Genomic DNA, 21,713 nt, shown 5'->3' with positions numbered 1-21,713 from the left:
CATGCTATTGATGGCAGGTCACACGCTCGGGGTGGGTATAGACATCGGCACGACCCGGTCGACAAAACCCCACTAAAGTCAGGTTTGATTGCTGGGCGAGATCAACAGCCATCATGGTTGCCGCAGAAATCGCAAATAAAATTTCGACACCGGCCACCACCGCTTTTTGCACCATTTCAAAACTGGCACGACTGGTGACTAAAATAGCGCCCCCGGTTAATTTGTTTTTAACAATGTGACCAATCAGTTTATCGAGCGCAATATGACGACCTATGTCTTCTTGAATTGCCAAGATCTCGCCTTGTGAGGAAATATAGGCCGCGGCATGAGTCGCCCCTGTGATCTTGTTTAATGCTTGGTGCTGTTTGAGCTCTTGGAGCGCACAGTCAAAGCTGGCGATATCCATGGTGAGTTGATTACCCAGCGGTGCTAACGGGCGCACGACTTGATCCAGTTGTTCTGTACCACAAATACCACAGCCCGTCCGTCCCGCCATGGTTCGTCTGACATGCTTCAAATGTTCGAAGCAGCGATTACATAACTCAATGTGTAATTCGATACCTTTGGCAGTATGAACAATATCGATATCGTGAATATCACGATAATGCTGGATAATGCCTTCAGATAAAGAGAAACCAATTGCCAAATTTTCTAGCTCAGTAGCAGAACACATTAACACTGTATGTGAAATGCCGTTATAAACGAGAGCAACCGCTGATTCAGCAGCTAAATTATCAAATTCATCTCTATCGAATACATTTTTGCGGTATCGAGATACCTTGTGAGAATCATACACACAGGCATGCTCTTCACAATTAAATACATCGTGCATTATAAACCATCCTGGCTTATCTATAGTGTAGATAGTAATTAACCCCAGCATGGTTTTGCTGGCATTAATTACCCATTATTAGTAAATGATTTTGATGAAATACCTAAACGCTGCATCCGTGATAATAAGGTGGTACGTTTTAGTCCCAACCGAACCGCGGCGCCTTTAGGCCCTGCAACAATCCCATTTGTTTCTTTAAGAACCTGAATAATATGTTCACGCTCTATGTTTTTAGCCGCTGATAAATCTTCCCTTTCAAAAACATCTCTATTTTCTGAAATATCATCATTTTCAGCAGTAATATCTTGTGATTCTGAAACACGCTCCCCTTTTGGTAATAACGCTTTAAGCTCTTCTGCTGGTAAATTTAGAACATTACCTCGCGTCACTACCACAGCACGCTCAATTACATTTCTTAATTCTCGAATGTTACCAGGCCAAGGTAACAGTGATAGTAATCGCACTGTTTCAGCAGGGATACTGGTTATATTTCTATTCATTTGTTTAGCAATAACACGGGTGAAATGTTTAGCCAACAATGGAATATCTTCACGTCTTTCTCGAAGTGGTGGCAATACAATAGGGAAAACATTGAGACGATAATATAAATCGCTTCTAAACTGTTTTTGTTGCACCATTTCTAGCAAATCACAGTTCGTTGCAGCAATAAGCCTGACATCGACAGGGATCAGCTGGTGTCGCCCTATTCTTTCCACTTCTTTTTCTTGCAATACTCGCAACAATTTAGGTTGAAGTTCAATCGGCATATCGCCGACTTCATCAAGAAATAAAGAGCCTTTGTTTGCGCGCTCAAACCGACCAATACGATTTGACAAGGCCCCAGTAAAGGCACCTTTTTCGTGGCCAAATAAATCACTTTCAAACAAACCCGATGGCACAGCTGAACAATTCATCTTGACCATGTCTTTGTTACTACGATGGCTTAAGTCATGAATAGCTTTAGCTATCAGCTCCTTACCTGTACCTGTTTCGCCTAAGATCAGTACGGTACAATCACTGTCTGCCACCATCAGCACCTTTTGTAGCACATCATTCATGACACCACTTTGACTTATGATGTCATTAAACACTTCATGCTTTGGCTCTTCATCATTTAGCTTAATCACATCACCCACGCTGGCTAATGACATCACTTCTTGGCTTGTTTGAAAGTTAGCCAATGCCATTGCTGATCGTGCGGCAATTTGATGGAACAACGCCAAATTACAGCTTTTAAAATAATCTTTTTCCCGATGAACCAGTTTCATCGCCCCCATTACTTTGTTGCGAAAAATCAACGGTAAAATACACGCTGATTGCAAGGTTTGGGGAATAAGCTTGCTGCACTCTTTATACGATAAACTTAAATCCGGAATATCATCTTTATTAAAAATAAATGGCTGCATTGTTTCTAACACACAAGAAGCAGGTGTATCTTCAAACTGAGTGTGCTGAACGATGCATTTAACATTACTTGATTCAACATTATCTGCGTCATAACAACAGAATCGCTCTGTTGTATTTTCAGATGACATCAAACTAAAGCATTCAATGTTAAAATACTTCTTTAAGTGTTTAAATAAGGTTCGTGTCAGATCTTTTATTTCTACCTGACTAATAACTGCATTAGTAATATCAACTAATATTTTATTCTCGTCATGACTCCCTGATTGGTCTTCTTCACTGTTAAAAAATGCTTCTCTTTCAACAACAGCTTCCAATGCAAAAGCGATAATCGATGACAATTGCTTCAGCTTTTCAAGTGCATTATCGTCAAACGTTATTTCATTATTAATGAGGAACTCAACCCCACCATAATGTTTGGTTAATGTCGTCAGCGGAAACTGACAGTACATTCTTAAATTCTTGTATAACTCATTTTTCACTAAGCTTGGGTATGAACTAAAAAATTCACCATCACTTAGGTAGTTTACAATTTCATTGTCGCCATCATCATGCTCAGGAAGACAATGATTAAGCTCGACCAATTTAGGTTCACTTTTGTCTTCAGGTGATACGTAAACCAGTGAACTGCGATCGTCATCATTTTCATGAAGGATCAGGTTAATTCTATTAATCGGCACAAAATGGAATTCAATACTATTCAAACACAGTATAAAAGACGGAATATCTGTAGCGGTTAACAGTACTTGCGCTAACTCTTGAAAATCATCATCCCACTTGGCAGAGATACTCTCGATTAAAGGTGCACTCTTTGTCCTCTGCATACTATCCATAATCCAATACAAACAACATTATCAAGAGGTTACACTAGCAATCCAGTTGCACATTGATACAGCTCAACTTGATAACTCTTTAGTAGTACGCCACTTGCTCGTACTTGTCTCAATGTGGCAACCGTCACGATTGCCACATTGATTTATCGTGCTCTACCCAAGTAAGTCATGTTGTTAAATATACTCCCTTGGGTATAGCTGCATTAATTTGTAGCTAATGCAGCATTTCTTAGTTTCAATTTCAGTGCACTGTATTCAACCTGAACATGATTTTCTGCCCAACTTTGATCAACAATTTTCTCAATGTTAACAGCACAGTACTTATATTCAGGGGTGCTAGAAATTGGGTCAACATGCTCGATGGTTAACTCATTACAAGCGCCAATCCACCATTGGTAAGTCATGTAAACCACACCACGATTAACACGTTCGTTTACTGCAGCGCGACTGATAACTTTACCTCGACGAGATGACACCCATACCAGCTGCTGGTCAGCAATATTAAGTGCTTTCGCATCGTCAGGGTGAAGCTGAACATAGCCAGGTTCATCCGCTAAGGTTTGCAGCGCTTTACAGTTACCTGTCATAGAACGGCATGAATAGTGGCCCACTTCACGTACAGTCGATAGTACGAATGGGTAATCGCTATCCGGCGTTTCTAGTGGCGAACGCCATTCCGTTGCAAACAACTGACCTTTCCCACTTGGTGTTTTAAAGACATTGCCTTCAAACAAGAACGAGGTACCCGGGTGATCTTCAGTTGGACAAGGCCACTGAACACTTTTCAGACCCGCCATTTTTTCGTACGTTGCCCCTGCAAATGTAGGGCAAAGCGAGCGCATTTCATCCCAAATCTCTTGCGTATTGTTGTACGACATTGGGTAACCCATCGCCGTAGACATCAAGCTAAAGATCTCCCAGTCAACTTTCACGTTTTCTGGTGGGTTCACTGCTTTATAGAAGCGTTGGAAACCACGGTCTGCACTACTGTACACACCTTCATGTTCACCCCAACTGGTCGCAGGGAAGATCACGTCGGCCATTTCCGCAGTTTGGGTCATGAAGATATCTTGAACAATCACCAAATCCATTGCACGTAAGGTTTTACGTAATGCAGCTAAATCCGCTTCAGTTTGTGCTGGGTCTTCACCAAAAATGTAGAAGGCTTTACATTCACCATCTGCCACTTTGTGGTTCAAATCTGTCAAACGATAACCTGGTTTAGCTGGCAATTTAACGCCCCAAGCATGTTCGAATTTAGAACGGATATTCTCGTCTTCAACATCTTGATAGCCAGGGTAACGGTTAGGTAGCATACCGAGGTCACAAGTACCTTGTACGTTGTTTTGACCACGTACAGGGCCAACACCTACACCACGACGACCAAAGTTACCTGTCATGAGTGCAAGACTGGCTAAGCCTTTAACCACATCAACCGCTTGACCAAATTGGGTCACACCCATGCCCCAGAGGATCATAGATTCTGACGATTTCGCGTAAGTGCGCATCGCTAGACGAATGTCTTGTGCTTTTAGCCCAGTAATAGATTCAACGTATTCTGGGGTGTATTTCGCGACTTGTTGACGGTACGCTTCAAAACCTTCGGTGTACTGTTCAACGTAATCGCGTTTATATAAGCCTTCTTCTATCAATACGTTCGCAAACGCATTCACTAAGGCCATGTTGGAACCATTTTTCAGTGGTAACCACTGATCGGCAATACGCGCTGTTTCAACCATTCGAGGGTCACAAACAATCACTTTTGCGCCGTTAGCTTTGGCTTTAAGAATATGTTTTGCCACCACAGGATGAGAATCTGCTGCATTGTAGCCAAACACCAATAAGCATTTTGTATCTTGAATTTCAGTAATCGCGTTGCTCATTGCGCCATTACCTACTGTCGCCTCCAGACCGGAGACTGATGGAGCGTGTCAAACCCGGGCGCAGTGGTCTACGTTGTTAGTCCCAATCACTGCACGGGCAAATTTTTGCATTACATAGTTTGCTTCATTACCCGGCCCACGGGCTGAACCTGTTGTCATGATCGCGTCTGGACCAAATTCCTTCTTGATGCTCAATAATTTTTCACTGGCAAAAGAAATCGCCTCATCCCATGAAACCGCTTCCAGCGCTGCGTCTTTATGACGACGGATCATTGGGCTTTTAAGGCGTGGCGTTAGCAAGTTAGTATCGTTTAAGAAGTCCCAGCCGTAATAGCCCTTAAGGCAAAGTTCACCTTCGTTGGTACGACCATTTGCCGCTTCTGCTCCAACTACTTTGCCATTCTCTGTCAGTAAGTTGAGCTTACAGCCTGTACCACAGTAGGGACAGACAACTATTGTTTTTTCCATAACACTCTCACTTTTAATAACATTTACAAAGCAGCAACTGCGGCAATTGACTCTGCAGCGGCTTCGCGTTTTTTCTTCGTTATTTCTTCTATGTCTTCAGCTTCGATTAACTGTAGGGCGTTAGTCGGGCATACCTGAACACACGCGGGACCTGTACTGCTCCCACTACATAAATCACATTTTAGGGCCTGCGCCTTTGGCACTTTCATTTTGAAAAGAGCAGATTCTGCGCCGTTATCTACCATCTCGCTAACCACGTTCATCGCGCCATAAGGGCACGCAATCACGCAAGTTTTACAGCCAATACAACGTGACTGGATAACTTTGATTTGATTATCTTCCGACACAATGGCGTTATTCGGACACACTTGTGCACAAGGTGCATCCTCACATTGACGACAGAGTACCGGTGTGGTCACTTTGGCGTTTTTAATTAACTTTAAGCGCGGATGAAATCGTGCAGGATCAATCGATGTGACAGAATTCTCTTCCGAATGAGAAAGTACGCATGCCACTTCACAGGTACGGCATCCTATACAACGATTGGGGTCTGCGAAAACAAACCTGTTCATGACACTATCCTCTTTCTTTTTCTCACTTACTTCCAATAAGCTGTCGAAAATATCCATGACACCAATCCGTATAATGCATAAGGTGTACCAATTTTAAATTGACTTCTTAAAACATCGTAACGTATTGATTTATCAATAGGGTTGGAATAACAACAGCCTCCAAATACTTCAAGTAGAAAAGTGTCGATGTCGACATCGACACTTCGTCATCAGAAATGACGAACACAAATAGCGGATATTTATACCGCCGCAAAACCACCGTTGCCTTGCCAAGTTGGCAACGATTGATACACGGTTGTCACGGCATCACGCACCATGTCTGTCATCGGGAACGAGAAGGCAACAATTGCAGGTTGAATACCAACAAAGGTGACTTCAGGTACAAAAGTTTCCAGCTCTTCAATCAAGAAATTAAGCGGCAAACAATGGGTCGACATAATGAACATTTCAGCGATCTGATCAGGTTCGATAATCCTGATCTCCCCTGCTTTCTCACCAATCTCAGCTGCATCAATGATCAACACACGTGCAGGTGACAATTCTCTGATCTGGTGAACGTAGTTTTCAGGGGCGCTGCCACCATCAATTACAACCCAATCGGTCACAGGATTTTCCTGCATCATTTCCGCTAATAGCGGGCCAGCGCCGTCATCACCCATCATGCTATTGCCGACGGTTAGTACGATATTTTTGCTCATTAGCGACTTCTCACCATTAAATACATTGTGGGTTCGTGGTAAATCTCGGTCAGTACCTCAATCAACCCTGCCGTTAGAGCTTGTTGCTTTTCATCTTGCTCTTCAGTCGGAATACTTGAAAAAGCGCCCGCTAACATGTGAAGATGATCGGGATAAATCGTAATTTCGCCAAAGGTGAAAAATCCCGCCATCTTTCGGTATGCTTCACTGTCTTGAGGTAACTTTTCTATCCAAGCTTTGTATTCGTCTCTGGTGCATTGCAAGACGGTTTTTAGGCAATCAACCACACCTAGGTGGTGACCTATCGCAAGGCTGTAGTACAGCACTTGCTTGGCTTCTTCGGGTACATCGTATTGCTCATCAACAAACTTACGGCTCAGCGCATAAAACATGACATTGCCCGCTTTTAACGCTTGTTCGGCCTCTTTCACTTCTTCTGACATACTGGCCTCTAATCCGTTACAAGTTCAGCCGATTCAGACTGTTTCGCATTCTGTTTAGTACTGGCATCACTTGCTTGTTCATCGATTGCTGATTCACTGGTTGGTTGCCCACTCATGTGTGCAAGCGATACGCGGTACAAGTTTTCGATAATTTCGTGCAAACGCGGATCGTTTTTTTCGACCATAAACTGGTTCACTTTGCTATCAACATCGTCAGGGGTACAAGTCACTAATAAATCCATAAACTCATCAGCAATCTGCTGACCATGACGATAGCCCGCTAAACGACGAGCTTCGCGTTCAATCAGCACTTTGAGTTCAAGCGGAATGCCGGTGTGTTTCAAGGTGACCCGCTCTGTTGGGTCTTCAAAATGCACTTCGGCTTTCAGTTTTTGATCAAGTAAACCGAGCGCCATCGCAAACCCATAAATGGTGGCTGCTGGCGTAGGAGGACAGCCCGGAATATAAACATCAACCGGTATGATCTTGTCCGTTCCACCCCACACACCATAAAGGTCGTGGAAAATCCCACCATCACAACCACAAGCGCCGTAAGACACTACGATTTTTGGGTCGGGTGCCGCTTCATAAGCCCGCAGTGCAGGCATACGCATCGGGCGCGTCACAGCCCCCGTAAACAATAAAATATCGGCATGACGCGGTGAAGCAACCACCTTGATACCAAAGCGCTCGGTATCAAATACAGGCGTAGTTGCAGCAAAGATTTCAATTTCGCAGGCGTTACAGCCTCCGCAGTCAACCCGATACACATAAGCCGAACGTTTAATATCGTTCAGTAAGGTACTTTTTAATTTCGCAGCATGAGGATCTTGCTCAAGCGGTTGAGCCGCCGTATGGGCAGTGCCGACAATTTTCTTAATTCCTTTCATCTGACACTTCCTTATTTAGTTGCTTGGCATGGAAAACATTTTTACCAAGTAAAATGTTGCCACCGTCCAGCATGTTTTGTTTACGACGACAATCAGGACAGGTTTCAAGCTGCTGACGACGCACTTCAAACTGCTCTTGACTCATACCGCCCTGCTTTAGTAGATCCAATGCATATTCAACCGCTTTTCGCGGCGCAAAACCGATACCGCACTCACGACATTGAGTAAGAGAAAAGTTAGCTTCTTGATATAGATCTTTTTTATTACTCACAGCCAACTCAAATTCTTTGGATAACTTGATGGCTTGGGTTGGGCACACTTCTTCACAACGACCACAAAAAATACAGCGAGCAATAGAAAGCTGCCAACGGCGCGTACCTTGTTCGGCATCGGTTTCCATGATCAAGGCATTCGCGGGACAAGCTCGCGTACAGGCTGCGCAGGCAATACATTGGTCGGCGTTATATTCGGGTTTCCCACGAAAATCGTCGTTCACTTCAAGCGGTGCGAAAGGATACTTAGTGGTACTTTCGCCGGCTTTAATGATGGTTTTTATTAATTTAAACATCTGTTAGCCTCCTACTTGAGTGGCGAGTTTTTCCGCTCAATGCCATAACGTTCGATTTCTTTGTAAGACACTGTGGTCGACTTGCGTTTTTTGGTATCCACCAGCGTCACACGGTCGGTACACGAATAACATGGATCCAAGCTACCTATGATGAGTGGCGCATCAGAGACAGTGTTACCGCGTAACATATAACGTAAGGTTGGCCAGTTGGCATACGTTGCTGCACGACAACGCCAGCGGAACAGTTTTTGATTATCCCCCGTCATACTCCAGTGAACGTTTTCACCACGTGGCGCTTCTGTGAAACCAAGAGCAAACTTGTTCGGGGTGTAAGTGAAGCCTTCCGTCAACAGAGCCCCACTCGGTAAAGTATCAAGGCCGTATTCGATAATATTGAGTGAATCGAATACCTCTTTGATCCGCACCATCACCCTGGATTGCACATCACCACCATCAAAGGCTTGCAGCTCAATAGGCACATCTCCATAGGCCTCTAGTGATTGTTGGTGCACGATACGCGCATCACGTTTAAAGCCACTACCACGGATCAATGGGCCAACAGGGCTGTAATCACGAGCGATATCTTTGGCTAATATCCCAACCCCAACAATACGCTGTTCAATGTTTGGCGTGCTAAGCAGCATGTCGACCAAACCTTTAAACTCTTGGCGTACCTGACGAACCAGTTCGATACCTTTTGTACGGTGTGCTTGCAAAATATCGCGGCGAACACCGCCAATCAGATTCAAGCCGTAGGTTTTACGTGCCCCCGTTAATAGCTCGGCCATTTCCATGGTTTTTTCACGCACTCGGAAGAACTGCATAAAGCCAGTATCAAATCCAACAAAGTGGCTGGATAGCCCAATGTTCAACATGTGGCTATGAAGGCGTTCCACTTCCAGCAATACGGTACGGATCATCTTGGCCCGCGCGGGTACAGGGATATCCATGGCGTTTTCAACAGAATTGCTGTAACCCACGCTATGCGTAAAACCACAAATACCGCAGACGCGGTCAGTCAGGAATGCGACTTCGTTATAGCCCATACGGGTTTCGGCCAGCTTTTCCATGCCACGGTGAACATAGAACATGCGGTAATCCGCATCGACAATGTCTTCGCCGTCAACAAACAACCGAAAATGCCCAGGTTCATCAGACGTAATGTGTAACGGGCCAACAGGCACGATGCGGTTTTTATCATCACCTAGTTGATTATCGAACTTATAGGTTTCTGTTTCTGTGGTCGGCATCGGACGTTGACGATAATCCATCGCATCTTTTCTTAAAGGGTGAAGGTCGTCAGGCCAATCATCGGGTAAAACTAAGCGGCGCTCATCAGGCAGACCAACTGGACGCAAACCATACATGTCACGCACTTCACGTTCACCCCACACCGCCGCAGGGATAACAGGAGTAATTGATGGGAATTCTTGGCTCACCGCATCAACTAATACCTTTACTGTTACCCAGCTTTTAACTTCGCCTTCCATCGACAATGCGTGGTAAACGGCAAAGTGGCCGTTAAGCGAACGTTCATCATTACCGAATGAAACCGTCAGCCAACCACCTTGGTCGTAGTACAACCATTTCATCACATCAATCAAGGCAGTCGCTTTTACCGTAATAGTGACTTGATTATGGGTTTGCCATTCTTCGTCAATAATGGCGCTAGGAAAGAACTGACGGACCCCTGCAATATAGCCGTAGCCCTGCTTATTATTATTTTGTTTAGTATTGAGTTCTAAAGTATCCACTCGCTTATCTCTCTTTATGTAGGGCAACAGAAGATGGGGTTGTATCGGCAGAAACAGATTGCTGCATTTGCCAAGGTAGGTTTAGTGCATCGATCATGGTTTCATCTTTGCTATCAAGTACCACCAAGGCCGCACGATCTAAACCGTGCAGAATAGGCTTAGGTATATGGGTTCCCATTACCAGCATCATCACAATCAGCACTATCATTGGCGCCAAGGTCATCACGCCCAGCTCGCCTTTTTCAACCTGTTCAGGTTTTGGTCCTAGTACACAACCTGCCACCATGCGCGCAAGTCCAGCTAACACCACGGTAAGCAAGAACAAGAGCACCACAGTCATGATCGTGTAGTTGCTACCGATACCTGCGGTGACCACCATGAATTCACTGATGAATAAGTTAAACGGTGGTACACCACCCAGCGCCAATGCGCCCATACCCAATAACACCCCAGTAATAGGGGCAACACGAAGCACCCCTTTCACTGTGTCCATGTCACGGGTGCCGTATTTCAACAAGATATTACCCGAGCCACAGAACATCAGGGTTTTGCCTAAGCTGTGGTTAATCACATGTAATAGCCCCGCTAAAATCCCTAAAGGACCAAGCGCTATTGCCAAGGTGATCAACCCCATGTTCTCTACACTCGAATAAGCCAATAAGCGCTTAATATCGCGCTGGGTAATGATGAAGAAGGCTGCGACAGCCACCGACATAAAGCCAAACACCATCAACAACATTTGTGGGAATTGCGGACCAATCGCTTTCACCGTCACTATGTAGTAACGCAAGATAACCAATAACGCACAGTTAAGCAGACCCGCTGACAGCAAGGCACTCACAGGGCTTGGGGCTTCGGAGTGTGCATCGGGTAACCATGCATGCATAGGAAATAGACCCGTTTTAGTCCCAAACCCAATCAAAATGAAGATGAATGAGATATGGACCAAGGTCGGATCCAGCAAGTTGGCGTGTTGGTGAATTTCAGTCCAAAAAATCGCCGTCGATGGGTCACTAAACACAGCGGCAGCATTGGAATACGCCATGATTGAGCCAAACAGCCCGAATGCTACCCCGACACTACAGATGATGATGTATTTCCACGCCGCTTCCAGCGATGAACGTTGCCCGTATAAACCGACTAAGAACACCGAACTGATGGTGGTTGCTTCAATCGCCACCCACATCATGATCACGTTATTCGCGGTGACAGCCACCAGCATAGTGGCAAGGAAGAAGTTGAATAAGCCGTAATAAAGCGCGACTTTCTTCGCTGATAATTCCCCTTCTTTAAACTCATGGCCGATATAGCCAATCGAGTAAAAGCCCGTTAATAGCCCCACTAAAGCCAGTAAAGCAGTGAACAACGCCGATAAACTGTCTAAGTACAGCCATTGATGAGCCGCAAAAATAGGACCATCGGTAAACACATCTGCTGCGAGGGTCCACGAAATCGCCAGCACAGCCAACATGCTAATAACATGTGCCCCAATGGCGAGTTGTCTTAGCCCCTTGCCTCCCCAGTAAGAGAGAAAAGAGACAATCCCAGCCACAAACGGCACAGCCAGAAGCAACGGGAGTAAAAGTGTTGAAGACATGAATATTACCCCTTTAACGTAGTAAGTTGCTGGGCATCCAAGGTATGTAACTTGGTGTAAATCTGCCTAACCAAAATAATCATGAAGATCACAGCAAACACCGCATCAATAGTGACGCCAATCTCCACCAACCCAGGGGCCTTATTAGCAAGCAATGCCAAAGTCAGTGACGAACCATTTTCCATCAAGCAGTAACCAAACAACTGCTTAAGAATGTTTCGCTGACTGACAATACACAGCAAGCCTAAGAAGAAGTGCCCTAACGATACCGCTAATGCCGGTTTCAGGTGGGCAACCAAAGGAAGCTGCACAGATTCCACCGCCAAGAAGCTCAGCAAAGTGATCACCCCTCCAATAATCACCAGCCACGCAAAGTGGATAACGGGCTTATTGGCTTCAGCGTCATACATCTTGCTAAAGGCGTAATACAGCAGCGCTGGCAGTGCGATCACCTTGGTAATAAAGGCAGTGATCGACCAATGATAAAGCTGCGGCGCATCCACGGTATTGGCGATAGCAATAAAGGTCAGCACCAAAACAAATGACTGTAGCGAATACAGCATTGCCACTACCCGCGGCTTGTTGACGCCAATTACCATCAAGGAGGTAATGATCAACAGCCCGGCTAGATTATTAATTACAATTTCTCCATTCATCGTCATTCCTTAACTCAGCCAATTAGATGCAATAAAGCTCGAACAGAAAGACATAATGATCAGAATGATCAGTACGGCACTCATGGAGCGAGGAAGAGGTTTTGCAGTGGCTACAGCCTCAGAGGGCTCACCAACAACAGTTTTACCAAACCAGTACAAGATCCAACCAAAGCTCGCGACAGATTCAACCAAGGCCAGAATCATCACAGGCATTAACCAGCTATGCTCGCTAGATAGGTTGAAACCCGCAGCAAAGAGTGGGAATTTACTGAAGAAACCATTGAATGGCGGTACGCCCGTGATGGCCAAGGCAGCAACGCAGAAACCCACGGCTAATAGTGGCGATTTCTTCACAATGCCACGCAGTGCTGGCAACATACGCGTACCACAGGTGTAACTCAGCGCCCCTGCTACCAAGAAGAACAAGCTCTTCGCAAAAGCATGGTTAAAGATGTACGTCACCCCACCCTCGAAAGCGAGGTCGGAACCAAAGACAGATAGCGACAACGCAAGGAAGATATAAGCCAACTGCGTAATCGTGGAGTACGCCAACAGACGCTTCATATCGGTTTGTGGTAAGTACATGATGAAACCGTAGATCAAGGTGATCATTGCACCTGTCACACCTATCACACCGATCACTTCAGGAATATCTCCTCCCGACATAATCGCGCGAGCAAAGATATAAACCCCCACTTTCACCATGGAAGCAGCATGCAGATAAGCACTAACAGGCGTTGGTGCATTCATCGCATCGGGTAGCCAAACATGAAGCGGTAGCTGAGCTGATTTACCCCATGCCGCCATCATGATGCCCAAGAAGACGATAGTTTTGGTTTCTACTGATAGCGAAGCCAGAGCGGATAACGAGAACGTTCCTGTTTCTTTGAACACAAACGCAGCCGCGACAAACAAGCCAATCGAAGCAACGTGAGTCACCAGTAAGGCTTTAAGTGCCGCTTTGAGCGAGGTCGGTTTTTGGTAGTAACCAATCAAAGACCAAGAACAAGCGCCTGTGATTTCAAAGAACAGCAACTGACCCAGAATGGTTGACGACAGCACTAAACCCGCCATTGCACCGATAAATATCAGCAAAAAAGCGTAGTAACGTGGCAAACCTTCATGGGGATGTTCACGGTTGCCTTCGGTCATGTAGCCTAACGAATAAATGCTAACCAACAACCCGAGCACCACTACAGCAACTGCAATTAAGGTACTGACTTTATCTATGGTTAAACCAAATACTTCCGTCTGGGAAAACATCACCAGTTGATAGGTAACACTGGTTTCGCCACTGTTAAAAAAGGCCGCAGCTAATATCAGCGTACCCAGCGATGCGAGTGCAGCGAATAACTGACACACCCATTTCGCCGCCTGCCGAGGCACTAAGACAGTGATGATCGCCCCTAAAAAGGGAACGAAAATCGTTAATAGAGCAATAATATCCATAACTTTTCTCTATGCTCCCTATAAGCCTGTGAGGAAAAAGATGAACGCTAATACCGCGATACCAAATCCCACCCAAGTCAGGTGATGCGTTTTCAAGAATCGAGTTCGTGCCACGCTGTTTTCAATCACGCCTGCCACTAAAAATACGACGAACAATTTCAGCATTAAGATCCCCGTTGCCGAGGCTAATGCAGGAAATGTCAGTGACGTGGCTTTACCAAACGGAATGAAAATTGCGAGGAACAGCTGAGCAACCACCAGTTGTTTTAAACCAAGGCCAAGTTTAACCATGGCTAAACCAGAACCCGCATACTCAGTGATTGGCCCTTCTTGCAGCTCTTGCTCGGCTTCTGCACAGTCAAACGGCAACTTACCCATTTCGATAAAAATCACGAATGCACAAGCAATCCCCGCTAATACTGTTGCGCCAGGAGCCGCCCATGTCTCGGTTGCCATATGATTACTGATGTAACCAAGGTCAGACGTGCCCACTACCAATGCCATCGTAAAAATGGACAGCATCAAAATCGGCTCTACCAGCACACCCAGTGTCAGTTCACGGCTAGAACCGATCCCCGAGAACATGCTGCCTGAATCCAACCCCGCTAACGCAAAGAAGAAGCGGAAGATGGCAAACAAATAGATGTCGGTGATCACATCGCCTGCAATTGGAAATGGCGAGTAATTGGTTACCGTTGGCAGCGCCATCCCAATCAACAACATGGTGATAATCAGCACCGATGGCATGATTTTGAAAATCACCCCTGACGGTGTGGGTGCCACTTCTTGGCGACGAAGCAACTTAAAGATATCTCGGTAGTCTTGCAGTACACCCGGCCCCTGACGTGAGTGCATTTTGGCGCGAAGAACACGCGAAAAGCCGGTCACAAGGGGGGCGAGCCCCAGCATGATTAATGCCTGAACGATAGCTAACGCAATCAGCTCAGGACTTGGCATCTCAAGCCCTTGCATCAGTTAACTCCTAAATCTACGGGGATGAATAACAGCACCAGCAATGCAATAACCATGTATAAGCAATAGGTTCTAAAATCACCGTATTGCAGCCATTGCAGACGCTTACCGACACGCAGAACAAAACGTGCAACAGGCAATATCACTCTGTTATCAAAGAAAGGTTCGATGTATGCCGCTCCTGCTTTGGTCTTATCAAGGGTCAAAGCGAACAGCGGCGCTGGATTTAACCAGTTTCGAATGGCGTATAGCGGAACAAACATGGCACGCAGTGGCTGAGTAAAACCGCCTGCTGACACTGTCATGCGATCTTCATAACCATAACCACACGCCCAAGGATCATTGTTATGTCGACGTGTAAGTTTCGGCCCTTTGAAAATAGCAAGAATAAGCGTAGGAACCAGTAACAACCCAAGTAGCGTCAAGGCAATCACAGGTGTCGATAGAATCGCTTGCGCGCCGTTATCTGGAATAAGTGCAGCACCTTGCGTCACCGTAATGGCATCGCTATTGACCAAACTACTTGCAACACTTGATATCGTTGGTGCGATCCAAGGCGAACCGACACCCAATACAATACAAAGCACGGCTAACGACATGGTGCCGAACACCATAGGTTTAGGGACTTCAGTCGCTTTAGTGGCTTGCTCGCTTCGTGCGGCACCACTAAAACAAATGCCATACACTTTCACGAAACACATGCAGGCAAGCGCCCCAGTAATAGCAAGCATGACTACGGCAATTGGCCCCGCAATCGACATCGCGAAGGTGCCTTCTTTACTCATAGTCAGTAGCGATTGGTAAATGAACCATTCACTGACAAAACCGTTAAGCGGCGGTAAGGCTGAAATCGCCATAGTACCGATCAGAAACGCTAACGCGGTATACGGCATTAACTTGGCAAGGCCACCCATTTTTTCCATGTCTTTGGTGTGAACACGGTAAATCATTGAGCCCGCGCCTAGGAACAACAGCCCTTTAAACACGGCATGGTTCAGTAAGTGGTATAAGCCACCAAGTAAACCTAGGGTTGCCAATACAGGCTGGTCGTTAGCGATGCCTATCATGCCAATACCAACACCCATCAAAATGATGCCGACATTTTCCACCGTGTGGTAAGCCAGCAAGCGTTTGATATCGTGCTCTGCCAAGGCATACATAACGCCTAACACCGACGATACGCCGCCAAAGGCCAATACCACATAGCCCCACCATGCCGTATCAGCACCAAGAAAATCGATACCGACTTTGACGATACCGAACACACCGATTTTGACCATCACGCCCGACATTAATGCCGATGCATGAGAAGGTGCTGCGGGGTGAGCTTGTGGTAACCAACCGTGTAAGGTGATCATCCCTGCTTTGGCACCAAAGCCAAAGAAGGCCAGCAAGAACACCGCCGATGCTTGCCATTGTGATAGGTCAGCGGTTTTGAAGTCTGCGAAGTTCAAACTGCCTGACTGACGATACAAAATGAAGAAGGCGATCATGATCAACACAGAGCCAGCATGCGCTATCAAGAAATATTGCAGCCCGGCTTTCACCGCCTTTTCATCTTGCTCAGAAATCACCAAGAAGTAAGAAGCCAGCGACATCATTTCGAAAAAGACAATGAAGTAAAACGCATTGTCAGAAACAACCAAGGCCACCATGGACGCAATAAAGACATTCATAAAGAAGCCCATTGCCCAGACACCTTTTCCTTCGTATTCCCGCATGTAAGACAGTGAATAGACAGCACACGCCACCACTAATAGCGATATCACTAACACCATAAAAGCAGACAGTGCATCGAATCGGATCACGCAATCAGCAAAGGTAAAAGGGCTATAAAGTTGCTGCGTGATGGCGTCCCCACTCAATAGCACAGGTATCGCCGCTGCAATACCTGCAATACCGCCTAACGCACACAACACGCCAGAAACATGTGCGGCACGTCGTTCATCGTTATGAAAAATTAACGAAAGCCCTGCGCCTGCGAGATAAAGCAAAATCGAAAGCATTAATAAGTCGAGTTCTATCATGATTCCTGTCGCTCCAAAGCTATGGTTGAAACATCAAGAGCCGCCTCATTGCGCTTATTTTGACTTGCATCAGCCATGCCTTGCTCTTCAACCAAGAACAAAGCCTTGGTAGGACAGACTTCGATACAGGCAGGCGAGCCAGTGGTGGACTGACATAAGTCGCACTTCACAGCAATACTCTTCACACCTGGCTCCCACGCTAATATGTCTTTACCAAAACATTGCGGGCTAGAGGTTGATGGGTTACTGGAATGGACGGTGGAGGGAATATAGATGTCATAGGAGTTCGCCATATCAACAGGGCGACTTCCATCTATGGCAATGGCACCAAATGGGCATGCAATGGCACAAAGCGTACAGCCTACACAGAGGCTTTCATTCACAACAACACTACCCTGTTCTTGGGTAATGGCATTGACAGGACATACTTGCGCGCATGGTGCATCTTCACAATGACGGCATAGCACAGGCGCAGTGGCCTGCTTATGTCTCATTACAGTCAATCTTGGGTGAGCTTGCAGACCTTCCGCTTTGTGGGCTGTAGAGCATGCTGCCATGCATGTCCCACACCCGATACATAACTGAGGATCTGCAATAACAAAGCGATTCATAACTAACCTTAGTTAAATTGCAGTTCGAACCCCTTCTATAACAACTTTCGTACCAAGATTAACAAGCATCAAAGCAAACAATATAATCCATTGAATTTAATAGACTTAAAATTTAAAAATCAAAATTTTGCTCGCATATATCAGGCTATTTTTCATGAATAAAAACGAATGTCGACACTAATGACGATGACGATCATCACTTCATCATACAAATAAAAAGCTTCCCAATACGCCTACTGATTTATATTTGATTAGCATCACAAAACTTTTTAAAAATTAATGATTTAATTTTCGCTCTTTGAATATTTACTCCCCCGCCGATCATTTTTAGCAAGTTTAGGAGTCGCCATGCATGAAATGTCTCTGAGTATGGACACAGTTGATCTCGTCGTAGAGCAAGCTACTCAGCAAGGCTTTAACAAAGTCACCAAGGTATGGTTAGAAATCGGGGTATTGTCATGCGTCGAACCGGACACCATTAAGTTCTGCTTCGATCTCGCAGCAAAAGAAACCATCGCTCAAGATGCGAAACTCGAAATAGTACCGAAAGCGGGTGAAGCCCATTGCTATGATTGCGATAAAGCCGTTTCTCTCGCCCAACGTGGGGAAAGCTGCCCGATCTGCCAAGGTTACAAACTAAAAGTGCTGCAAGGCGATGAAATGCGAATTAAAGAAATAGAGGTTGAATAATATGTGCAATGTTTGCGGATGTGGTGATAACCAGATTGAACACGTCAATGCTGACCATCATCATGACCACCCCCACGATCATCATCACGGACATCACCACGAACACCCACATAGCCACTCACATGTAGCGGCTCACCAAGAAAATCCACAACCTGTTATTGTGCATCACCACTATCATCATCAGGGCGATGTTCACCACCATCATTATCATTACCCTGACCCATCATCACAGCACCAATCACAACAGCAACACACGCATAGCCACGATCACCACCATGCTCATCCGCATGACCACTCACACACGCATTCACATGGTCATTCGCATGAAGAGCATCACGATCACCAACATGCGCATGAACTGACACCAGAACAATCCGCTCATGGCGATTTACATTACGGCAAAGGTGAAGCCGAAACCCATGTCGCAGGTGTTAGCCAACGCAAATTGATTGAAATTGAAATGGATGTGCTCAGCAAAAATAATCACCTTGCTAGCCACAACCGTGAACACTTTGACCAAGCCAATCAACTCGTATTGAATTTGGTATCAAGTCCAGGTTCAGGCAAAACGACCCTGCTAACTGAAACCTTAAAGCGGATTCAACAAAGCGATAGAGCCTGCGCTGTAATTGAGGGTGATCAGCAAACCACTAACGATGCCGATCGTATTCGTGAAACAGGTGTAGATGCTATTCAAGTCAATACAGGCAAAGGCTGCCACTTAGACGCGAAAATGGTTCACGATGCCTGCCACCAGCTGGGCCTTGAACAAGACGGACTCTTGTTTATTGAGAACGTGGGAAACTTGGTTTGCCCTGCCAGCTTTGATTTAGGCGAGAAGTACAAAGTCGCGATTCTATCGGTAACCGAAGGGGAAGATAAGCCGCTCAAATACCCAAATATGTTTGCCGCTTCACAACTGATGATCATCAACAAAATCGACTTACTGCCCTACGTCGCCTTTGATGTTGAAGCCTGCATTGAAAATGCGCGCAAAGTGAATCCATACATTCAAGTACTCAAGCTTTCTGCGACAACAGGTGAAGGCATGGAGGCTTGGTTAGATTGGCTCAATAATGCCTAATTCTGACCGCTGAATTTCTTCACTTTACTATTAGCTTACTCTGTCTACTCTGTGCGATTTGTCGCTAATTGAATAGACAGAGATTGACAGAGTAAGCTGTGTCGACACCTTCTTTTGACAGCCAAGTGTCATCGTCATTTCTGTCAACTCCTACCTAGCAACAACATCTAGCTTTCATTTAAAACAATCACTTAACACTCCATTTTCATCTGGCACGGTTATTGATATCTAGTGTTTGTATCCAATATCCAATAACAGCTAAAGCCAATATTGCACGACACCTTTTGCGTGGTATTTAGGCTTACACAATAACCCGACCAGGGGAGAATAAAATAATGAGTAACGAACAAAACCCATTTGATGCCCTCATGCCCACCGACATGACGATCAAGGCTGAAGAAGTTGGTATCTATAAAGCGACCAAAAACCCATTACAATCTTTTGTACTCGCGATCACCGCGGGTGTGTTTATTTCTATCGCGTTTGTTTTCTACATCACAGTCACCACAGGTTCTGGCGGCATGGCATGGGGAATGGCTAAATTCGTCGGCGCTATCGCGTTTAGCCTTGGCTTAATTTTGGTGGTGATCTGCGGTGGTGAACTATTCACCTCGACCGTATTAACGACCGTTGCCCGTGCCAGTAATCGAATCACCAATCGACAGTTATTCCGAAATTGGGTCACCGTGTACTTTGGCAACATGCTAGGTGCTTTATTCTTTGTGACTTTGATTTGGCTTGCCAAACAGCACCTTGGTAATAGCGGTGAATGGGGTATTCATGCGATGCAAGTGGCGCAACACAAAATCCATCACACCTTTATTCAGGCGGTCGTGCTGGGTATTTTGTGTAATTTGATGGTGTGTTTAGCGGTATGGATGACCTTCTCGTGCCATAGCGCAACCGACAAAGTAATGGTCATGATTCTGCCTGTTGCCATGTTTGTTGCCTGCGGCTTTGAGCACAGCATTGCCAACATGTTTATGATCCCTATGGGCATAGTGATCCAGTCTTTCGCCTCACCTGAGTTTTGGCTTCAAACTGGCCACACGGCTGCAGAATTTGCTGACCTTAATGTTACCAACTTTGTATTTAACAACCTGATCCCTGTCACTATCGGCAATATTATCGGTGGTGGCTTCTTTGTAGGGTTAACGTACTGGGCGATTCATCGTCGCCCACAACTTGAAAAACAACGTGCTGAGCAAGCAGCTCTTCCTAAATAAACCAAAGCAAACCAGAAATAGCACGTCAAAACGCTAAAACGTCAGGTCACCACAGCTTATCGCTGTTAATCCTTTGAGTTGTGGTGACCAAGCTTAATTGAACCGCCTAAACTACTTACCGCTTGCTTGGAAACTAACTTGCTAATGTTTCTTTGATTTCGTCCGAGCTAAAGCCATGAGAATACAAATAGGCGTAGGCTTTACTTTTGTCTTTTGAATTCGTCAAATCAAAGCGTTTTTTCTCTAACCGTAGTTGGCAATTTTGATAGAAATCAATCGAACCATCCCTTTCTAGTTTCTCAATTTGTTCATCAAACTGAGACACATCGATCAGCTTTTGCTGTAGCTCACGCTTAATAACAGACTTACCTTTTAACTTACGGGCTAACCGCTCGATCTCTTTCACGATATCAGCTTTATCTGCTTTGATTTTCTGCTTTGAAGCCAGTGTCGATGCAACAGGATGAGATTGCATAGCTTCACGTACATCAGAAGACCGAAAACCATGTTTGAGCAATGTCGAATAGAGTTTATCGCTCGATAGCCCCTCCAAACGCATAGCTGAAAGGCGATTGCTCAATAAGCTAAGTTCGCAAATGTTGTCGCGATTCACTAGGTGATCAATCGCTTCATTCGCTGTTGAGCTCTCTATCCCCTTCTCTTTCAACTTGGTTAAAATGTACTGGCGGCCCTTTTCTGAATTAAACGCCATTTCAGCAAAATGTACCGCAAACTTTTTATCCGATTTAAGGTACCCACGGTCTATCAAGTCATTTAAAACCGTGTCGATCCATTCTTGATTATCGGTTTTTGCCTCTAGCTTTTTCCGTAGCTCGCCAATGGTACGATCTTTCGCTTCGAGATGATAATAAGCGCTGCCATAGACGTTATCTATCGTCTTGGCTTGTTTAATAGGACGCTGAGTAAACATGGTGACCTCGAATGACAGAAATGAAGATAAATGAATTCCAAAAACTACTCATCAGACTTTAAAGCAGATCACGCAGGCTTGCTATAGCGCATTAGTAACGATGAAAGAGAATGAGTAATTATCAC

At 45.4% G+C, this 21,713-nt stretch carries 19 protein-coding genes; 3 read left to right on the top strand and 16 right to left on the bottom strand.

What is annotated here, in order from left to right:
- Positions 1–4: 4 nt before the first annotated feature.
- The 15 genes from fdhD to OCU77_RS18365 form a co-directional block, all read right to left on the bottom strand.
- A complete protein-coding gene (gene fdhD / locus OCU77_RS18435) occupies positions 5–832 on the bottom strand; it encodes a formate dehydrogenase accessory sulfurtransferase FdhD (RefSeq protein WP_048897792.1) in 828 nt (275 codons plus the stop codon).
- 68 nt (positions 833–900) lie between these two features.
- Positions 901–2,718: a sigma 54-interacting transcriptional regulator gene (locus OCU77_RS18430; protein WP_160314697.1), complete on the bottom strand. Its 1,818-nt coding sequence runs from the start codon at positions 2,716–2,718 to the stop codon at positions 901–903.
- A gap of 554 nt (positions 2,719–3,272) precedes the next feature.
- The gene (fdhF, locus tag OCU77_RS18425; RefSeq protein WP_084711721.1) at positions 3,273–5,420 is read right to left on the bottom strand and encodes a formate dehydrogenase subunit alpha; all 2,148 of its coding nucleotides are present in this window, start codon (positions 5,418–5,420) and stop codon (positions 3,273–3,275) included.
- A gap of 23 nt (positions 5,421–5,443) precedes the next feature.
- Positions 5,444–6,049, bottom strand: coding sequence for a 4Fe-4S dicluster domain-containing protein (locus OCU77_RS18420; RefSeq protein ID WP_239685874.1), 606 nt, complete (start codon positions 6,047–6,049; stop codon positions 5,444–5,446).
- Between the two features lie 182 nt (positions 6,050–6,231).
- Positions 6,232–6,690 carry a hydrogenase maturation peptidase HycI gene (gene hycI, locus OCU77_RS18415; RefSeq protein WP_048897788.1) on the bottom strand — a complete coding sequence of 153 codons (459 nt, stop codon included), beginning with the start codon at positions 6,688–6,690 and terminating at the stop codon, positions 6,232–6,234.
- Positions 6,690–7,133 (bottom strand): formate hydrogenlyase maturation HycH family protein, encoded by a 444-nt coding sequence (locus OCU77_RS18410; protein ID WP_048897787.1) that lies wholly within the window; start codon positions 7,131–7,133, stop codon positions 6,690–6,692. The genes hycI and OCU77_RS18410 overlap by 1 nt, the downstream gene beginning before the upstream one ends.
- 8 nt (positions 7,134–7,141) lie before the next feature.
- Positions 7,142–8,023 (bottom strand): NADH-quinone oxidoreductase subunit B family protein, encoded by an 882-nt coding sequence (locus OCU77_RS18405; protein ID WP_107302663.1) that lies wholly within the window; start codon positions 8,021–8,023, stop codon positions 7,142–7,144.
- Positions 8,010–8,591 (bottom strand): hydrogenase 4 subunit H, encoded by a 582-nt coding sequence (hyfH, locus tag OCU77_RS18400; protein WP_048897786.1) that lies wholly within the window; start codon positions 8,589–8,591, stop codon positions 8,010–8,012. Before hyfH ends, OCU77_RS18405 begins: the two co-directional genes overlap by 14 nt.
- Before the next feature lie 11 nt (positions 8,592–8,602).
- Positions 8,603–10,345, bottom strand: coding sequence for a hydrogenase large subunit (locus OCU77_RS18395; RefSeq protein WP_048897785.1), 1,743 nt, complete (start codon positions 10,343–10,345; stop codon positions 8,603–8,605).
- 4 nt (positions 10,346–10,349) lie between these two features.
- Complete coding sequence (locus tag OCU77_RS18390; protein ID WP_048897784.1) at positions 10,350–11,942, bottom strand: hydrogenase 4 subunit F; 1,593 nt, start codon at positions 11,940–11,942, stop codon at positions 10,350–10,352.
- A gap of 5 nt (positions 11,943–11,947) precedes the next feature.
- A complete protein-coding gene (gene hyfE / locus OCU77_RS18385) occupies positions 11,948–12,598 on the bottom strand; it encodes a hydrogenase 4 membrane subunit (protein WP_048897783.1) in 651 nt (216 codons plus the stop codon).
- Between the two features lie 9 nt (positions 12,599–12,607).
- Positions 12,608–14,047 carry a hydrogenase 4 subunit D gene (locus OCU77_RS18380; protein ID WP_048897782.1) on the bottom strand — a complete coding sequence of 480 codons (1,440 nt, stop codon included), beginning with the start codon at positions 14,045–14,047 and terminating at the stop codon, positions 12,608–12,610.
- An 18-nt stretch (positions 14,048–14,065) separates the two neighbouring features.
- Positions 14,066–15,019, bottom strand: a complete 954-nt coding sequence (locus OCU77_RS18375; protein WP_048897781.1) for a respiratory chain complex I subunit 1 family protein — start codon at positions 15,017–15,019, stop codon at positions 14,066–14,068.
- On the bottom strand, positions 15,019–17,046 hold the full coding sequence (hyfB, locus tag OCU77_RS18370) for a hydrogenase 4 subunit B (RefSeq protein WP_107302664.1): 2,028 nt from the start codon (positions 17,044–17,046) through the stop codon (positions 15,019–15,021). The genes OCU77_RS18375 and hyfB overlap by 1 nt, the downstream gene beginning before the upstream one ends.
- Complete coding sequence (locus OCU77_RS18365) at positions 17,043–17,657, bottom strand: 4Fe-4S dicluster domain-containing protein (protein WP_048897780.1); 615 nt, start codon at positions 17,655–17,657, stop codon at positions 17,043–17,045. The genes hyfB and OCU77_RS18365 overlap by 4 nt, the downstream gene beginning before the upstream one ends.
- A gap of 348 nt (positions 17,658–18,005) precedes the next feature.
- Here OCU77_RS18365 and hypA point away from each other — a divergent pair, with 348 nt between their 5' ends.
- The 3 genes from hypA to focA all read left to right on the top strand — a co-directional run bounded on the left by hypA (position 18,006) and on the right by focA (position 20,657).
- A complete protein-coding gene (gene hypA, locus OCU77_RS18360; protein ID WP_048897779.1) occupies positions 18,006–18,347 on the top strand; it encodes a hydrogenase maturation nickel metallochaperone HypA in 342 nt (113 codons plus the stop codon).
- 1 nt (position 18,348) lies between these two features.
- Entirely contained in the window at positions 18,349–19,431 is a 1,083-nt protein-coding gene (hypB, locus tag OCU77_RS18355; RefSeq protein WP_084711720.1) for a hydrogenase nickel incorporation protein HypB, read from the top strand.
- Between the two features lie 335 nt (positions 19,432–19,766).
- Positions 19,767–20,657: a formate transporter FocA gene (focA, locus tag OCU77_RS18350; protein ID WP_048897778.1), complete on the top strand. Its 891-nt coding sequence runs from the start codon at positions 19,767–19,769 to the stop codon at positions 20,655–20,657.
- A 133-nt stretch (positions 20,658–20,790) separates the two neighbouring features.
- On the opposite strand, the gene OCU77_RS18345 is transcribed toward focA, so the two are convergent.
- Complete coding sequence (locus OCU77_RS18345; RefSeq protein ID WP_048897777.1) at positions 20,791–21,588, bottom strand: RecX family transcriptional regulator; 798 nt, start codon at positions 21,586–21,588, stop codon at positions 20,791–20,793.
- Positions 21,589–21,713: the final 125 nt, after the last annotated feature.

This window comes from Photobacterium swingsii, from assembly GCF_024346715.1.
Taxonomy (GTDB): domain Bacteria; phylum Pseudomonadota; class Gammaproteobacteria; order Enterobacterales; family Vibrionaceae; genus Photobacterium; species Photobacterium swingsii.
Note: the sequence above shows the minus strand (reverse complement) of the source record. Positions and strands in the feature narration are given on the sequence as shown.

What these genes read in the sequence shown, in the direction of transcription:
- fdhD (WP_048897792.1), bottom strand. Translation starts at nt 832, where the DNA reads ATGCACGATGTATTTAATTGTGAAGAGCATGCCTGTGTGTATGATTCT.
- OCU77_RS18420 (WP_239685874.1), bottom strand. Translation starts at nt 6,049, where the DNA reads ATGGATATTTTCGACAGCTTATTGGAAGTAAGTGAGAAAAAGAAAGAG.
- hycI (WP_048897788.1), bottom strand. Translation starts at nt 6,690, where the DNA reads ATGAGCAAAAATATCGTACTAACCGTCGGCAATAGCATGATGGGTGAT.
- OCU77_RS18410 (WP_048897787.1), bottom strand. Translation starts at nt 7,133, where the DNA reads ATGTCAGAAGAAGTGAAAGAGGCCGAACAAGCGTTAAAAGCGGGCAAT.
- OCU77_RS18405 (WP_107302663.1), bottom strand. Translation starts at nt 8,023, where the DNA reads ATGAAAGGAATTAAGAAAATTGTCGGCACTGCCCATACGGCGGCTCAA.
- hyfH (WP_048897786.1), bottom strand. Translation starts at nt 8,591, where the DNA reads ATGTTTAAATTAATAAAAACCATCATTAAAGCCGGCGAAAGTACCACT.
- OCU77_RS18390 (WP_048897784.1), bottom strand. Translation starts at nt 11,942, where the DNA reads ATGTCTTCAACACTTTTACTCCCGTTGCTTCTGGCTGTGCCGTTTGTG.
- hyfE (WP_048897783.1), bottom strand. Translation starts at nt 12,598, where the DNA reads ATGAATGGAGAAATTGTAATTAATAATCTAGCCGGGCTGTTGATCATT.
- OCU77_RS18380 (WP_048897782.1), bottom strand. Translation starts at nt 14,047, where the DNA reads ATGGATATTATTGCTCTATTAACGATTTTCGTTCCCTTTTTAGGGGCG.
- OCU77_RS18375 (WP_048897781.1), bottom strand. Translation starts at nt 15,019, where the DNA reads ATGCAAGGGCTTGAGATGCCAAGTCCTGAGCTGATTGCGTTAGCTATC.
- hyfB (WP_107302664.1), bottom strand. Translation starts at nt 17,046, where the DNA reads ATGATAGAACTCGACTTATTAATGCTTTCGATTTTGCTTTATCTCGCA.
- OCU77_RS18365 (WP_048897780.1), bottom strand. Translation starts at nt 17,657, where the DNA reads ATGAATCGCTTTGTTATTGCAGATCCTCAGTTATGTATCGGGTGTGGG.
- hypA (WP_048897779.1), top strand. Translation starts at nt 18,006, where the DNA reads ATGCATGAAATGTCTCTGAGTATGGACACAGTTGATCTCGTCGTAGAG.
- hypB (WP_084711720.1), top strand. Translation starts at nt 18,349, where the DNA reads ATGTGCAATGTTTGCGGATGTGGTGATAACCAGATTGAACACGTCAAT.
- focA (WP_048897778.1), top strand. Translation starts at nt 19,767, where the DNA reads ATGAGTAACGAACAAAACCCATTTGATGCCCTCATGCCCACCGACATG.
- OCU77_RS18345 (WP_048897777.1), bottom strand. Translation starts at nt 21,588, where the DNA reads ATGTTTACTCAGCGTCCTATTAAACAAGCCAAGACGATAGATAACGTC.